Genomic DNA, 16042 nt, shown 5'->3' with positions numbered 1-16042 from the left:
CATGGGCTTGAAAAAGTTTATTGAAGATATTGAGCATCATTTCGAGCCGGGCGGTAAGCACGAGAAATGGTTTGCTCTATACGAAGCAGCAGCGACGCTGTTTTATACCCCAGGCTTGGTAACCAAGAAAAAACTTCACGTTCGTGACAGCGTTGACTTGAAACGTATCATGATCATGGTGTGGTTTGCGGTTTTCCCAGCAATGTTTTGGGGCATGTACAACGCTGGTCACCAGGCTATCGTTGCACTTAACCACCTATATTCAGGTGCCGAGCTTGCAAATGTTATCGCAGGCAACTGGCACTATTGGTTGACTGAGGCCATCGCAGGTTCCTTATCGGCAGAAGCTGGGTGGGCAACCAAGATGCTGCTCGGGGCCACTTACTTCCTACCAATCTACGCAACAGTATTTATTGTTGGTGGTTTCTGGGAAGTGCTGTTCTGTATGGTGCGTAAGCACGAAGTTAACGAAGGTTTCTTTGTTACTTCGATCCTGTTTGCATTGATTGTTCCGCCAACACTACCACTTTGGCAAGCTGCACTAGGTATTACCTTTGGTGTAGTCGTTGCAAAAGAAATCTTTGGTGGTACTGGTCGTAACTTCCTTAACCCAGCATTGGCTGGCCGTGCGTTCCTATTCTTCGCTTACCCAGCACAAATCTCGGGTGACGTAGTTTGGACTGCGGCGGATGGCTTCTCAGGTGCGACAGCACTTAGCCAGTGGGCTCAAGGCGGTGCAGGTGCGCTAGTAAACAACATCACTGGTGAAACCATCACTTGGATGGATGCCTTCATTGGTAATATCCCAGGCTCAATCGGTGAAGTATCGACACTGGCACTGATGCTAGGTGCTGCGATGATTGTTTACATGGGTATTGCGTCATGGCGCATTATTCTGGGTGTGATGCTAGGTATGATTGCAACTTCATTCCTATTTAACATCATTGGCTCAGACACCAACCCACTGTTTAGCATGCCTTGGCATTGGCACCTAGTTCTAGGTGGTTTTGCATTCGGTATGTTCTTTATGGCGACGGACCCAGTATCGGCTTCATTTACCGATCGTGGTAAGTGGGCATACGGTATTTTGATTGGTGCAATGTGTGTGATGATTCGTGTGGTTAACCCAGCGTACCCAGAGGGTATGATGCTGGCGATTCTATTTGCGAACCTATTTGCACCTCTGTTTGACCACCTAGTGGTTGAGAAGAACATCAAGCGGAGACAAGCGCGCTATGGCAAGTAATAACGATAGCATTAAAAAAACGCTGACTGTCGTTATCGCATTGAGCCTAGTATGCTCAATCGTAGTATCGACAGCAGCTGTATCGTTGCGCAGCAAACAGCAGGCAAATGCTGTTCTTGATAAGCAAACGAAAATCGTAGAAGTTGCAGGCCTTCAAGCGGGTTCTGCAAGCGAAGTTCAATCTATATTTGCTAGCAACATTGAACCTCGCCTAGTTGATTTTGAAACAGGTGAGTTTGTTGAAGGCGACGCAGCAGGTTACGACCAGCGTTCTGCGGCAAAAGACCCTGCAACATCAATTAAGCTAACAGGTGAAGATGACAAAGCGAAGATCATTCGTCGTGCTAACCAAGGCGTTATCTACCTAGTTAAAGATGACAGTGGCGACACGTCTAAGATCATCCTGCCAGTTCATGGTAATGGTCTTTGGTCTATGATGTACGCATTTGTTGCAGTTGAGACTGACGGTAACACAGTTTCGGGTATCGTTTACTACGAGCAAGGTGAAACTCCTGGCTTGGGTGGTGAGGTTGAGAACCCTAACTGGCGTGGACAGTTTGTTGGCAAGAAGCTATTTGATGAGCAGTTCCAACCAGCAATCAAAATCGTTAAAGGCGGTGCTCCAGAAGGTTCTGAGCACGGTGTAGACGGTTTGTCAGGTGCAACGCTAACGGCGAATGGTGTACAAAACACCTTCGACTTCTGGCTAGGTGACATGGGCTTTGGTCCTTTCCTAGCGAAAGTACGTGATGGAGGCTTGAACTAATGTCAGATGCAAAAGACATGAAGAAAAACCTTCTCGCCCCAGTGATGGACAACAACCCAATTGCCTTGCAGGTACTTGGTGTTTGTTCAGCGTTGGCGGTAACGACAAAACTGGAAACAGCCTTTGTAATGACACTAGCAGTTATCTTTGTAACGGCATTGTCTAACCTGTTTGTTTCCCTGATCCGTAACCACATTCCAAACAGTGTTCGTATCATCGTTCAGATGGCAATCATTGCGTCTTTGGTAATCGTGGTAGACCAAGTGTTGAAAGCTTTCCTATACGACATCTCTAAGCAGTTGTCAGTATTCGTAGGTCTTATCATCACTAACTGTATCGTTATGGGTCGTGCAGAAGCGTACGCAATGAAATCTGCGCCACTACCATCATTTATTGATGGTATCGGTAACGGTCTAGGCTACGGTTTTGTCCTAATCACGGTTGGTTTCTTCCGTGAGCTGTTTGGCTCGGGCAAACTGTTTGGTATGGAAGTGCTACCGTTGGTCAGCAATGGTGGTTGGTATCAGCCAAACGGCATGATGCTTCTAGCACCTTCAGCGTTCTTCCTAATCGGCTTCTTGATTTGGGTTATCCGTACCATCAAGCCTGAACAAGTAGAAGCGAAGGAGTAAGGTCGTTATGGAACATTATATTAGTTTATTGGTTAAATCGATTTTCATCGAAAACCTTGCGCTTTCTTTCTTCTTAGGTATGTGTACCTTCTTGGCGGTATCTAAGAAAGTTAAGACATCGTTTGGTTTGGGTGTTGCGGTTGTTGTTGTACTGACTATCGCAGTTCCAGTGAACAACCTACTTTACAACCTAGTGCTAAAAGACAGTGCGTTAGTCGCAGGTGTGGACTTAAGTTTCCTTAACTTCATTACCTTCATCGGTGTTATTGCAGCGCTAGTACAGATCCTTGAGATGGTACTAGACCGCTTCTTCCCACCGCTATACAACGCATTGGGTATTTTCCTACCATTGATCACGGTTAACTGTGCGATCTTTGGTGGCGTTTCATTCATGGTTCAACGTGACTACAACTTCGTAGAGTCAGTCGTTTACGGCTTTGGTTCTGGTGTAGGTTGGTTGCTTGCAATCGTGGCACTAGCGGGTATTCGTGAGAAGATGAAGTATTCAGACGTTCCTCCGGGTCTGCGTGGTCTAGGTATTACCTTTATCACCGTAGGTCTGATGGCACTGGGCTTCATGTCATTCTCTGGTGTTCAACTGTAAGGTATAAGGAATAGTCATGGACATTATTCTAGGTGTAGTGATGTTTACCCTGATTGTTCTGGCTCTAGTGCTGGTGATTCTTTTCGCCAAATCTAAGCTAGTACCAACAGGTGACATTACGATTTCTGTAAACGGCGATCCTGAAAAAGCGATTGTTACCTCACCAGGTGACAAGCTGCTTGGCGCTCTAGCGGGTTCAGGTATCTTCGTATCGTCTGCTTGTGGTGGCGGTGGCTCTTGTGGTCAGTGTCGTGTAAAAGTTAAATCTGGTGGTGGTGATATTCTGCCAACAGAACTTGACCACATCACTAAAGGCGAAGCTCGTGAAGGCGAGCGTCTAGCGTGTCAGGTTGCAGTTAAGAGCGACATGGACATTGAGCTACCTGAAGAAATCTTCGGTGTTAAGAAGTGGGAATGTACGGTTATCTCTAACGATAACAAAGCAACATTCATCAAAGAGCTTAAACTTCAGATCCCAGATGGCGAATCAGTACCATTCCGTGCTGGTGGTTATATCCAGATTGAAGCGCCTGCTCACCACGTGAAATACTCTGACTTTGACGTGCCAGATGAGTATCGTGAAGATTGGGACAAGTTTAACCTGTTCCGCTACGACTCTAAGGTGGATGAAGACATCATCCGTGCTTACTCAATGGCTAACTACCCAGAAGAGGAAGGTATTATTATGCTGAACGTGCGTATCGCTACGCCGCCGCCTAATAATCCTGACGTGCCACCGGGTCAAATGTCTTCATACATCTGGTCACTAAAAGAAGGTGACAAGTGTGTGATTTCGGGGCCATTTGGTGAGTTCTTTGCGAAAGAGACAGATGCTGAAATGGTATTTGTGGGTGGTGGTGCTGGTATGGCTCCGATGCGTTCGCATATCTTCGATCAACTTAAGCGTCTAAACTCTACTCGTAAGATGTCTTACTGGTACGGTGCTCGTTCTAAGCGTGAAATGTTCTACGTAGAAGATTTTGACGGCCTAGCGGCAGAGAATGAGAACTTCCAGTGGCACTGTGCGCTATCTGACCCACTACCTGAAGATAACTGGGAAGGTTACACAGGCTTCATCCATAACGTGCTTTACGAAAACTACTTACGTGATCACGAAGCACCTGAAGATTGTGAATACTACATGTGTGGTCCACCAATGATGAACGCCGCCGTTATCGGTATGCTGAAAGATCTTGGTGTAGAAGATGAAAACATCCTGTTGGATGACTTTGGTGGGTAAACAAGGTTAAGAGCGGTAAAGGGGAAAGGGTGAAAGGGAAAAGGGAGAGCAAAAGCATTCTGCCTTTTACCTTTAGTGATAGTGTCCTTTTCCCTTGCCCCGATAACCTTGAAAGGAGCGATTCCTATCGCTCCTTTTCATTTTTAATCCTTAGGTAAAAGTAAAGCGGATGTCGCTAGCCATTTTGTTGCTTTAGCGCTGCGTCCTTTTCCCTTTTCCCTATCAATATTTTGGAGTAAACAAGTGAAAAACTGGCTTGTTGTTTTAGCTTCTATCTTTGTGCTTGCTGCGTGTAGCAAAGCACCAGAGCAAGTACATCTTTCTGGCCCAACAATGGGCACCACTTACAATATTAAATACCTAACCACGGATACCTCGCCTGCATCGGCAGATATTCAAGTGGAAGTGGATAAGCTACTAGAGCAAGTTAACGATCAAATGTCGACTTACCGTCCGGATTCGGAGCTGAGTCGCTTTAATCAATCTCGCCAGTCACAAGCGTTTGAAGTGTCAAAAGAGACGGCGCTGGTGGTTAACGAAGCGATTCGTTTGAATCAAGTGACACTGGGTGCTTTGGATGTAACCGTTGGTCCATTGGTTAACCTGTGGGGCTTTGGCCCTGAAGCTCGCCCAGATGAGGTTCCTTCAGATGAGGAGCTCGCAGCTCGAAAAGCGATGACGGGTATATCTCATCTAAGTGTTGAGGGAAATACCTTGAGCAAGACCCTTCCGGAGCTGTATGTTGATCTTTCAACCATTGCAAAAGGTTGGGGTGTAGATGTAGTCGCCGATTACCTTGAATCTCTTGGTGTGAACAACTATATGGTAGAGATAGGTGGCGAAATTCGCCTGAAAGGTGTTAACGGAAAGCAAAGCCCTTGGCGCATTGCGATCGAAAAACCTTCGGTAGAAGAGCGCGCAATTCAAGAGATTATCGAGCCGGGAGATATGGCGATTGCGACCTCGGGAGATTACCGCAATTATTTTGAGCGAGATGGTGTCAGGTACTCCCACATAATCAATCCGCAAACAGGTAAGCCAATTAACCACAAAGTGGTTTCAGTGACGGTTATAGACCCATCATGCATGACTGCAGACGGTCTGGCTACGGGTCTTATGGTGCTAGGTGATGAGCTTGGGCTCAAAGTAGCGAATGAGCACAAAGTCGCTGCTATGATGATGGTGAAAACCGAAGACGGGTTTAAAGAATTACGCTCAGATGCTTATGAAGCATTAATGAGTAAAAACTAGGAGAAAGCAGTATGACAACTTTTCTAGTCACCTTTGGTGTTTTCCTGGCAGTGATTGCTGCCATGGCAGTCGGCTATATCTTTCAAAAGAAAGTAGTGAAGGGTAGCTGTGGCGGTCTTGGTGCTGTCGGTATCGATAAAGTGTGTAATTGCCCAGAGCCGTGTGATGCACGCAAAAAACGTGAAGCACGAGAAGCTCGTCAGGCGCAATGGAAGAAAGACCAAATCGTCTAGGTCACCTAACCCTAACCCTATTGGTGGTGGACAACTAGTCTGCCACTAATCTATTTCGCCCACCATCTTTGGCTTTATACAGTCTTTCATCGGCAATCTGGATTAATCCGTGTTTATCTTGGTCAGATGACCCACACACTGCGCCGATACTAATAGTGATTTGAGTCTCATGCTCTTGAGCTGTGATTACACTCGCTTCGATATTTTGCCGTACCGCTTCTATTTGAGAGAGAAACTTACCATAGCTTTGATGGCTTTGGATGTAGAATTCTTCACCACCAAATCGAGCAACGATATCTTGAGGAAAAAACGCTTTAAGCTTGGAAGCGACCATTTGTATGGTGATATCACCAAAGTCATGACCATAGGTATCGTTGACACGCTTGAAGAAATCGATATCCACCATGGCAATATTGCACAAAGTCTCATCATCCACCGCAGGCTGGTTAAATACGTAACGACGATTCCAAAGGCCAGTGAGAGGATCTTGGTTGGCGATGCGAGATAACTCATCGGTGGCATCTTTCATGTCCAATATGTGCTGCACGCGGCAGTAAAATTCTTCTTGATTGAAGGGTTTGTGCAAGAAATCGTTGGCTCCAGATTTTAGGAACTTTGCCGTTAAGTTATTGCGGTTATTCCCTGATAACCCCAAGATAGCCAGTTGATTGCGATCGTAGATCTGCCTGATTTCTCGAGTCAGTGCTATGCCATCTTTTAGTGGCATATCGTGGTCTGTAATCACCAAGGTGATGTCAGGGTTTTGTTTGAGGATCTCCAGACCTTCTTGCCCATCTCGAGCAAGCAAAGTCTCAATATACTGGTGCTCTAGAAGTTGTTTGACGTGTTTTCTAACCATGGTGGAGTCATCAACTACGAGTGCCTTGTGACCCTCATTTTTATCCAGCCTATTGAGAAGTGGGAGCAAGTAAGAAACGGAAGCATTGCTATCTTTAGTGATATAGTCCAATACCCCTTTCGCTACCACCTTTTCGCGAGTAATGTCGTCAAATTGCCCAGTGAGCACTATGCCTCTTACCTTGTGAGCTAACGCAAGATCTATGACTTCGCCGTTGTCAGCATCGGGCAAACAGTAGTCAAGCACCGCACACATGAAGTCGGTACTCTCATTCAATATTTGCTCTGTTTCTTGGTAGGTACTGGCGACAACCACCTTAAAACCAGCGTGTGTGAGCTGATAAGACAAGTATTTCTGGTAGGCTCGACTATCCTCTACCACTAATATTCGTTTTTGCAAGCAGACCTCTATCCCTAAAATCTCCAACGAAAATCAATGCTCTCGCTATGATCAAAATCGTATGCCATTTTGTAATTGTTATTTCTATTTATTGAGCTTTTTAAGTGTATGACGAGATCGTAATTCTGTCATTGTTATAAATAAGGATTGTTTGATAAGATTGTAATACTGTTTTTTTGTACAGTTTTAGCTATGAAGAAGATCATTCACATCGACATGGATTGCTTTTATGCCGCAGTGGAAATGCGAGATAACCCAAAATATCGAGGCATTCCTTTAGCTGTTGGTGGTAGTGAGAAACAGCGAGGAGTGATCAGTACCTGCAACTATGAAGCTCGAAAGTACGGTGTGCGCTCGGCAATGCCTACAGGTCAAGCACTTAAACTTTGTCCCCACCTGACGGTTATCCGTGGACGAATGCAGGTATACAAACAAGTTTCAAAGCAAATAAGAGCAATATTTGAGCGCTACACTCAGATCATTGAACCTTTGTCTTTGGACGAGGCGTTTCTTGATGTAAGTGAGTGCCAACTCTATCAAGGCAGCGCCACTTATATTGCTAAGGCGATTCGAGATGATATTGAACGAGAGTTGAATTTGACGGCGTCGGCAGGGGTTGCCCCGATAAAATTTCTCGCCAAAGTGGCATCAGATTTAAATAAGCCCAATGGTCAGTACGTGATCCCGCCTGAGCAGATGCAAAATGAGATTGATAAGCTAGACCTATCCAAAATCCCTGGGGTCGGGAAGGTCAGTTTAGAGAAGCTCAATCAAGCGGGCTTATATACTTGCTTAGATATTCGTCAAAGTGATTATCGTGATTTGCTGACTCAGTTTGGTCGTTTAGGGGCTTCTTTGTGGAAGCGAAGCCAAGGCATTGATAATCGTAGTGTGGTCACGGAAAGAGAGCGTAAATCGGTGGGTGTCGAGCGTACCTTTACCCATAACATCGCATCCTTTGATGAGTGCTGGCAGGTAATTGAGCACAAACTTTTTCCAGAACTCGAAAAACGGTTGGAGAAAGCCAGCCCAAGCAAGGCGGTGATTAAGCAAGGGATCAAAGTCAAGTTTGCCGACTTTCAACTCACCACCATTGAGCATGCGCAACCTGTGTTAGACTTGCACGACTTCAAACCCCTTTTACATAAAGTGTTAGAGCGACAAAAAGGGCGGGAAATTCGCCTATTGGGCCTAAACGTCACGCTGGTACCACCCGAGCAGCAAAGACAACTTACGATGTTTTAGTGAGTTGCTCATACCGCCTAACCAAATTGAATTGAGGCTTTCATTGAATAAAGTTGCGCTGAAACAAGCGATAGAAACCGAGTTATACAAGATTTTAGATGTCGCAATGAGTGCTACCCAACGAGCGATAGAATCGGCGACCGATGAAGAAACTGTACCTGAGCATAAGTATGATACTTTAGCGCTTGAAGCCGCTTACCTAGCCCATGGACAGGCTCAGCGTGTGGCTGAATGTGAGCAAGATATTGCTCGTTTTAAAGAGTTGAAGTTTAGGGAGTTTGAGCAAGATGCGCCGGCTGCCTTGAGCGCATTGGTCGAGCTTATCGATGATAGTGACCACTCACACTGGTTTTTTCTCTCACCTGTGGCGGGAGGAACTAAGGTCGATTTTTCAGGTTTAACCATAACTTTACTCACGCCCCAAGCACCACTGGCTAAACTGGTAATAGGTAAGTTGGCGGGTGACGAAATTGAACTTAGTGTCGGTGAGCAATCACTTACATACTTTATTGAGCAGGTGATATAGATGCGCAATTTACTAATAGCTATCACAGTGGCTTTGGCATCACACGGGGCACACGCTTCAAATCAATGTCGGGTTTCCTTGCAAAGTGAAGTCCGTGTTGATGGCGAGCAAGTCAAGGTCTATCAACAAGGCAACCCCAAAGTATTGATCGATGAGAACAACAATTTGTTCATTGACGGCAAGCAGATAGAACTGGATGCGATGCAAGAAGAGGCGATAAATAGTTACCGCGAAAAAATGAATCATTACTTGCCCAAAGCCAAGCAGATTGCGCAAGATGGTGTTGACCTTGCCAAGGAAATCGTAGATGACATTAGCACCAGTTTCGATAACAGTGAGGCGTTTGACAACGTACGCACAGCAATCGATCAGTTTTATGCGGACTTGGAAGCTCGCTATTATCAAGAGGGTGAATTTCGGCTGAAAGAACAGGCGTTTGCCGACGTTTGGAGTAACTGGCAAGCCAATTTTGACGCTATGCTGGATAACTTCAACAGTGAGTTTTTTTCGAGCGCTTTTACCGCACTGTCTGAAAAGATGAAAGCAGAGGGCGGAATCAACCTCACCGAGTTAAAAGAGAAAATGGCCGAGCTTAAAGCAAGCCTAGAGTCTAAAGTCAGTGAGGAGTCTGAGCAAATTCAGCAGCAGGCTGAGCAATACTGTGACGACCTAGAAGGCGTTGCTACTGAAGAGCAACAGCTCCACGAGAAAATCCCTCAGCTTAAAAATTACCGCGTATTTACTATCTAAATTTAGCTCACAGCCAGAGTTTTGACTCTGGCTGTTTTGTATTGGTCGTATGTTACTAGTATCTACGAATGTATCACTTCATAACCATTGATGGCATTGGTTGTCCTCGCTATAAACCCTCTGAAATCCAGTTATTAATCTCAATCTGAGAAATAAATATAGATTAATTCACCTTATAAGCTTGAGTTTGATTTTATAATTCATTATTGTACTCGCAAACTAGTACATGGTGTTGTAGGAAAATGGCAAGCACACGCGAAAATTTTGGTTCCCGACTCGGTTTTGTCCTGGCAGCGGCAGGCGCAGCGGTTGGGTTAGGTAATATTTGGGGCTTCCCAACTCAGGCAGCAAGTAACGGCGGCGGTGCATTTTTGCTGGTGTATTTGGTGATGATCCTCATTGTGGCATTTCCTATGCTGGTGGTTGAGATGGCGATTGGCCGTCACGGTCAAGCTAACCCTGTCGATAGTATGCGTTCACTAACCAGTCATAACTATGGCAAAAAACTAGGTGGTCTTGTTGGCTGGATAGGCTTGTCAGTCCCAAGTGCTGTACTTGCGTTTTACAGTATTGTTGGTGGCTGGTTAATTTGCTTTTTACTAGGTGCGGTGACTGACATTCTTGGGATGGAGGCTGCGACGGCATGGTTTAAAGGCTTTAGCGTTGAAAGAAACCTGTTTGGTACATTGAGCTTTTATGTGCTTACGGTACTTATTGTTCAAGGCGGTGTGAAACAAGGCATTGAGAAATGGTCGACACGCTTGATGCCCGCACTGTTTATTCTTTTTGCAGTTCTGTTCGTCTATATCATGGCTCAGCAAGGGGCGATGGCGGGACTAAAACACTACTTGATCCCTGATTTTGAAAAGATTTGGGACCGAAAACTGATTTTGGCGGCGATGGGGCAGGGTTTCTTCTCGCTGACGATTGGTGGCTGTTCAATGTTGATTTACGGCTCCTACCTGAGCAAGAAAGAGAACTTACCTAAGATGGCGATGAGTGTCACACTCGTTGATACGGTAGTGGCCGTTATCGCAGGGCTTGTGGTCATGCCTGCGATGTTTGTTGCGATGAATAACGGTGTTGAGATCTATGCGCAAGACGGCTCTCTTTTGAGTTCAGATACCTTGGTGTTTACCGTGTTGCCGATGATGTTCGATAGTTTAGGTTTACTGGGGCAGCTTTTCTCGGTGGTTTTCTTTTTGCTGCTGACTATCGCCGCACTCACCTCGTCAATCTCCATGCTGGAGTGCCCTGTGGCTCTTGTTAGCGAGCGATTCAATACTACACGTACCTCGACGAGTTGGGTATTAGGTGGTGTTATCGCTGCTGTAAGTGTGGTTATCGTATTTAACTTTGGGACTTTGTTTGGCTTAGTTGCCATGGTTGCGACTCAATATCTTCAACCGATTGCGGCTTTAATGTTTTGCCTGTTTGGTGGTTGGGTATGGAATCGCCACAATAAACTGCAAGAGCTTAGCGAGGGCTTTGAAAGCTTTGAAAAGAGCTTGTTTGCAAAAGTTTGGCCTTGGTATGTCAAATTTGTTTGCCCAATTTTAGTCACAACCGTTATTTGGGCCTCTTTCGGCTAACTTAAGCTTAAGACGTGTTGAGTTCTAAATTTAACACACCCTAGATTAATCATTACGGCCAAGCTCATTGCTTGGCTTTTCTTTATACATCTCTGAATCGGCGTGGATGATTAGTGTCTGGCGGTCGTCACCGTGATCAGGATAAATAGAGTAGCCAATACTTGCGGTGACCTGCACGCAACCGTCATTGTAATCGACAGGAATGCTGATGGTGTGCTTGATGGTATCGACGAGGATTTGTACGTCTTGTTCTCGTTTGATGTTGTTGAGGATCACCACAAACTCATCGCCGCCAAAGCGCGACACGACATCGGCGTGACGGAGCTTGGCCATGATCCGGGTCGCAACGGTTTTAAGTACGATGTCACCAACGGCGTGACCTAACGTATCGTTAATCGACTTGAAACGATTTAAGTCGACAAAGAGTACCGCCAGTTTTAGGTTGTCACGCTTGGCCATTTCTATGGAGTGAGCCAAGTGTTCCTCCATCAAATAGCGGTTTGGTAAGGTGGTCAGTTTGTCATGCCCAGCATGATATTCCGCCTGCGCAACGGCATTATAGGCTTCACCCAACCGGTTGCCCATGCGAATGATTAAGCGTGCCAATACTTTGAGTTCGTAGACTTTGACCTTTGGCAGTTTCTGATCGTAATTTCCTCGCCCGATACTTTCTATCAGATTACTGATGATCGAGAGCTGCTGCTTACTTTTAACTTCTACTCGTTTAGCTTGATAGGAAATGAACCAATAGAACACTGCATAGAAAGTGAGTAGCCCTAATACCATCAAGACCCCGATGTTTATCATATGGCTTTTGATGGATGAGTATTGCTGTTCGATTTGATTGATAGGCACCCAGAATAATAATTTCCAACCGGTCTCTTCAATATTTGACCAACTGACCAGATGTTGCTGTTGCAAGTCAACCTCTAACGCTCCTGTGCTTCGCTCGGCCATGCCTGCCACTAAGAGTTTAGTTTCACTGCGCTGAGAGAGTTTAAACTCTTCTGGCTTGAAACTGTCTTGCTTGACGGTTTCATCATAGCTGTGGCTGGTGAGTTCCTGTATACCAAGTAGTGCTTCGAGCGCTTGTGGCATAGCGATGATCTCACCTTGTTCGTTCACGAGCATGGCGTTGCCTCGCTTACCCACATTACTGGTGAGTACCTGACGAATGATAGTACTCAAGGTGATATCAAGGCCTACAACCGCTTCTAACTTGTCTGGTTGCTGTTTTGAATAAACAGGAGCAATTGACGATATCATCCAGCCCGAACCTGCGGGATCTAAGTAAGCTTGGGTCCAAACGACATCTTTTAGCGGATTGTGTTTTTCGTCCGCTAGGTAGTAGAAGCTGTAGCTTGGAATATCTAGTTGTGGCTCATAGATCTTTAATACATTGATGAAGGGATAAATACGGTTATATGAGTCATGAGTATTAACGTAGATTTGCGATATTAGTGGGTTGGCCAAATAGATTGAACGCATTAAAGGATCAAGGCGCGAGGTGAGGCGAACCTTATTGATCTCTTTCTCACCTACTGGTACTAAACCAGAGTAATAAACCGCCGAACCACCCACGTCATAAGTGGTGTATAACATGCCATCTTCGGTAGTGGTGAGGTTTTCATCGAGTGGTGGCAAAGGGGTGGTTGTATCGTTAAAGATGTATTCTGCCTGGCCGGCGAAAGTGCGAGTAAGCATGCTCACGCTTTGGAGCTGCGCCGTGACCCGTTTGGCTATTTTTTCGGTGTGAAGCTGTAAGTCTTGATAGGCGGTTTGTTTTGCAACCGAGACTGACTCTTGGTTGCTGATAGAAATAGTAACCCAATAAACGACCAGAAAAGAAAGTTCAATACAAATAAGGGGAATGAGCGCCGAACGAAGAAACGCTCGGCGCACAGTAGATTTGATCGTCGGTAGTGTTTTTGTGCGACTTTTTATTTTTGTCATACTCGTCTAAATAAACCGGCAACGAAACTTTTGAGTTATTAGGGTGTGTTGGCCTTTCGAGGTCAATTTTGCAGCGTTTGTCAGCTCTTTATCCAAGGCAGCGCATATGCCGTATAGTCACTCTATACAAATATGCGATAACGCAGGAGAAAGGGCTGACAAACACTGCCCGTAGGGTTCATCTAGATGGCTCCTGCGCTGCGTCATTCGTCTCTTACATAGAATAACTATGCTACGTTCCTCATTCCTTGCTCAGAGCCCATCTAGATTGAACAAAATTTGGCCTCGAAAGGTCAACACACCCTAAATAAGTCTAGACGGGAAATTTGCCGCTGGTGGTGAAATATGTGATATTTCAGCGATTTTATTTAGCGAAATTGACCGACATCAGGCAAAAACTCAAAGCCAGCCGCAGATAATTTGGCTTCAAGTGCGCTCTTTGAGATATCAAAGAAGTTAGTCAGCTTGTCTAAATCTCCACCGAAATCATCGCGCAGTTTCATGTTGACGATGCTCATCAACATCACTGCATCCATGTTTTCAAAATTAGCAAGATTCATCGATCAATCCTCAAAATCGGAGATCAATAGATTAGCCGCTGCAAATGCTGCTTTTTCACGAACTTCTTTGGTTAGGCTCTCATCAGAAGCAATCTCGTTTAACGCCTTAAGGGCGCAGGAGATCGCTTGAGGCACATAGGCTTGGTCACCACTACCAATCTGTGCATATAACTCTCGGATCATGTCGCAGCAGTCATAGATTCTCATCAGTTTTCTTCCATTTAAATGATAACTTGTCGCAATATAACCTTTGGTGCAAACAAACTCAAAGTGAAAGCTTGAGCTAGGGCAAGTAGAAAGTAAGAGTGGCGGATATTTAGGCAAAAAAAGAGCAACCACTTGGGTTGCTCTGATAATCATTGGCGTTAGCTATTAAGCCATTTTCGACTTAAGGTGCTCAACGATGGTCTCCATCGCAACGGCTTCTTTATCACCAGTACGACGGTTCTTGTATTCGAAGTTGCCTTCGTCCATGCTGCGATCGCCGATAACGATAGTGTGAGGGATACCTACAAGTTCCATATCTTTGAACATTACACCCGGACGCTCTTTACGGTCATCAAATAGTACTTCGATACCCATAGCGGTTAGCTCAGCGTATAGCTTCTCAGCCGCCTCTTTCACACGCTCAGACTTGTGCATGTTCATTGGTACGATAGCGACTTGGAATGGTGCCAGTGCTTCAGGCCAGATGATGCCGAACTTATCGTGGTTCTGTTCGATTGCCGAAGCAACCACACGAGAAACACCGATACCGTAACAACCCATCTCTAGGATCACGCTCTTGCCGTCAGGGCCAAGCACGTTACAGTTCATCTTCTCAGAGTAGTTAGTGCCTAGCTGGAAGATGTGACCCACTTCGATACCACGCTTAAGTGATAGAGTGCCTTGACCACATGGGCTTAGGTCGCCTTCTACGACGTTACGTAGATCTTCTACCTGACCTAGCTCAACGTCACGACCCCAGTTGATGCCAAAGAAGTGCTTGTCATCAATGTTTGCGCCAGCGCCGAAGTCGCTCATCTTAGCGACTGTGCGGTCAACGATAAATGGTAGTTCAAGGTTAACTGGACCTAGTGAGCCAGGACCTGCACCGATTAGGCTACGGATCTCTTCTTCCGTCGCCATCTCAAGAGGAGAGGCTACTTCTTTTAGGTTTTCCGCTTTAACTTCGTTTAGCTCGTGGTCACCACGGATGATAAGTGCGATTAGGTCTGCGTCCACTTCATCTGAAGCCTTCACAAATAGGGTCTTAACCGTCTTCTCAATTGGCATCTCAAACTGCTCAACTAGCTCAGCGATAGTTTTTGCATTTGGAGTATCTACTAGCGTCATCTCTTGAGTTGGTGCTGCAAGCTCACCTGCTGGCGCAAGTGCTTCCGCTTTTTCGATGTTTGCTGCGTAATCAGACTCAGAAGAGAATGCGATTAGGTCTTCGCCGCTTTCTGCCAGCACGTGGAACTCGTGAGAGCCACTACCACCGATAGCGCCAGTGTCTGCAAGTACCGGACGGTAGTCCAGACCCATACGGTCAAATGCTTTACAGTAAGCTGTGTGCATTGCATCGTAAGACTTCTTCAGACCATCTTTGTCAATGTCGAAGCTGTACGCATCCATCATTGAGAATTCACGTGCACGCATTACACCGAAACGTGGACGACGCTCATCACGGAATTTGGTTTGGATCTGGTACAGGTTGAGCGGTAGCTGCTTGTAAGATGCCACTTCGTTGCGCACTAGGCTAGTGATCACTTCTTCAGCGGTTGGGCTTAGTACAAACGGACGGTCATGACGGTCAGTAAAGCGAAGTAGCTCATCACCCATCTTTTCAGATCGGCCAGTCTCTTCCCAAAGTTCAAACGGCTGAACAACGGGCATCAAAGTTTCGACAGCGCCTGCATTATCGATTTCTTGACGAACGATGTTTTCGACTTTACGCAGCACACGTAGACCGGTAGGTAGCCAGGTGTATAGACCTGAAGCCAGCTTACGGACCATACCTGCACGTAGCATGAGCTGGTGGCTCACTACTTCTGCGTCGTTTGGAGTCTCCTTAAGAGTAGAAAGAAGATAGTTACTGGTACGCATTCAATTTATCCGTTTAGTAATGTTAGTGACTCGTGCCGAGAGGGCAGGAGTATGGAATTCCCTTCGAGGGAAAAATGTTAGCCGTTTATGATATCAGC

16 protein-coding genes are annotated in these 16042 nt (G+C 45.7%); 11 read left to right on the top strand and 5 right to left on the bottom strand.

The window, feature by feature from the left end; all coding sequences use genetic code 11:
* Window position 1: 1 nt before the first annotated feature.
* The 7 genes from J4N39_RS11500 (at window position 2) to nqrM (ending at window position 5972) form a co-directional block, all read left to right on the top strand.
* Window positions 2-1246, top strand: coding sequence for an NADH:ubiquinone reductase (Na(+)-transporting) subunit B (locus tag J4N39_RS11500; RefSeq protein WP_252019396.1), 1245 nt, complete (start codon window positions 2-4; stop codon window positions 1244-1246).
* Window positions 1236-2012, top strand: coding sequence for a Na(+)-translocating NADH-quinone reductase subunit C (locus J4N39_RS11495; RefSeq protein ID WP_252019393.1), 777 nt, complete (start codon window positions 1236-1238; stop codon window positions 2010-2012). Before J4N39_RS11500 ends, J4N39_RS11495 begins: the two co-directional genes overlap by 11 nt.
* Window positions 2012-2644, top strand: a complete 633-nt coding sequence (locus J4N39_RS11490; RefSeq protein ID WP_252019390.1) for an NADH:ubiquinone reductase (Na(+)-transporting) subunit D — start codon at window positions 2012-2014, stop codon at window positions 2642-2644. Before J4N39_RS11495 ends, J4N39_RS11490 begins: the two co-directional genes overlap by 1 nt.
* Before the next feature lie 7 nt (window positions 2645-2651).
* The gene (gene nqrE / locus J4N39_RS11485) at window positions 2652-3248 is read left to right on the top strand and encodes an NADH:ubiquinone reductase (Na(+)-transporting) subunit E (protein ID WP_252019387.1); all 597 of its coding nucleotides are present in this window, start codon (window positions 2652-2654) and stop codon (window positions 3246-3248) included.
* Window positions 3249-3264: 16 nt separating this feature from the next.
* The gene (gene nqrF, locus J4N39_RS11480; RefSeq protein ID WP_252019384.1) at window positions 3265-4488 is read left to right on the top strand and encodes an NADH:ubiquinone reductase (Na(+)-transporting) subunit F; all 1224 of its coding nucleotides are present in this window, start codon (window positions 3265-3267) and stop codon (window positions 4486-4488) included.
* Window positions 4489-4731: 243 nt separating this feature from the next.
* Entirely contained in the window at window positions 4732-5739 is a 1008-nt protein-coding gene (locus J4N39_RS11475) for an FAD:protein FMN transferase (RefSeq protein ID WP_252019382.1), read from the top strand.
* An 11-nt stretch (window positions 5740-5750) separates the two neighbouring features.
* Window positions 5751-5972, top strand: coding sequence for a (Na+)-NQR maturation NqrM (gene nqrM, locus J4N39_RS11470; protein ID WP_252019379.1), 222 nt, complete (start codon window positions 5751-5753; stop codon window positions 5970-5972).
* 34 nt (window positions 5973-6006) lie between these two features.
* On the opposite strand, the gene J4N39_RS11465 is transcribed toward nqrM, so the two are convergent.
* Window positions 6007-7230 (bottom strand): diguanylate cyclase, encoded by a 1224-nt coding sequence (locus J4N39_RS11465; RefSeq protein ID WP_252019376.1) that lies wholly within the window; start codon window positions 7228-7230, stop codon window positions 6007-6009.
* 192 nt (window positions 7231-7422) lie between these two features.
* Here J4N39_RS11465 and dinB point away from each other — a divergent pair, with 192 nt between their 5' ends.
* The 4 genes from dinB to J4N39_RS11445 all read left to right on the top strand — a co-directional run bounded on the left by dinB (window position 7423) and on the right by J4N39_RS11445 (window position 11343).
* Window positions 7423-8475, top strand: a complete 1053-nt coding sequence (gene dinB, locus J4N39_RS11460; protein WP_252019372.1) for a DNA polymerase IV — start codon at window positions 7423-7425, stop codon at window positions 8473-8475.
* A 43-nt stretch (window positions 8476-8518) separates the two neighbouring features.
* On the top strand, window positions 8519-9001 hold the full coding sequence (locus tag J4N39_RS11455) for a transcription elongation factor (protein WP_252019369.1): 483 nt from the start codon (window positions 8519-8521) through the stop codon (window positions 8999-9001).
* Window positions 9002-9751 (top strand): YggN family protein, encoded by a 750-nt coding sequence (locus J4N39_RS11450; RefSeq protein ID WP_252019367.1) that lies wholly within the window; start codon window positions 9002-9004, stop codon window positions 9749-9751.
* A 242-nt stretch (window positions 9752-9993) separates the two neighbouring features.
* Complete coding sequence (locus J4N39_RS11445) at window positions 9994-11343, top strand: sodium-dependent transporter (RefSeq protein WP_252019364.1); 1350 nt, start codon at window positions 9994-9996, stop codon at window positions 11341-11343.
* A gap of 45 nt (window positions 11344-11388) precedes the next feature.
* Here J4N39_RS11445 and J4N39_RS11440 read toward each other — a convergent pair whose 3' ends face one another.
* From J4N39_RS11440 to J4N39_RS11425, 4 genes are all read right to left on the bottom strand, one after another.
* Window positions 11389-13296 carry a sensor domain-containing diguanylate cyclase gene (locus tag J4N39_RS11440; RefSeq protein ID WP_252019361.1) on the bottom strand — a complete coding sequence of 636 codons (1908 nt, stop codon included), beginning with the start codon at window positions 13294-13296 and terminating at the stop codon, window positions 11389-11391.
* 368 nt (window positions 13297-13664) lie between these two features.
* Window positions 13665-13856: a DUF4250 domain-containing protein gene (locus J4N39_RS11435; RefSeq protein WP_252019344.1), complete on the bottom strand. Its 192-nt coding sequence runs from the start codon at window positions 13854-13856 to the stop codon at window positions 13665-13667.
* A 3-nt stretch (window positions 13857-13859) separates the two neighbouring features.
* Window positions 13860-14063 carry a YaeP family protein gene (locus J4N39_RS11430; RefSeq protein WP_252019342.1) on the bottom strand — a complete coding sequence of 68 codons (204 nt, stop codon included), beginning with the start codon at window positions 14061-14063 and terminating at the stop codon, window positions 13860-13862.
* 165 nt (window positions 14064-14228) lie between these two features.
* Window positions 14229-15944 carry a proline--tRNA ligase gene (locus J4N39_RS11425; protein ID WP_252019340.1) on the bottom strand — a complete coding sequence of 572 codons (1716 nt, stop codon included), beginning with the start codon at window positions 15942-15944 and terminating at the stop codon, window positions 14229-14231.
* Between the last annotated feature and the right edge of the window lie 98 nt (window positions 15945-16042).

Origin of the sequence: Vibrio sp. SCSIO 43136, assembly GCF_023716565.1 — a bacterium.
Classification (GTDB): domain Bacteria; phylum Pseudomonadota; class Gammaproteobacteria; order Enterobacterales; family Vibrionaceae; genus Vibrio.
The sequence above is the reverse complement of the archived record's forward strand: the minus strand, read 5'-3'. Positions and strand labels throughout refer to the sequence as shown.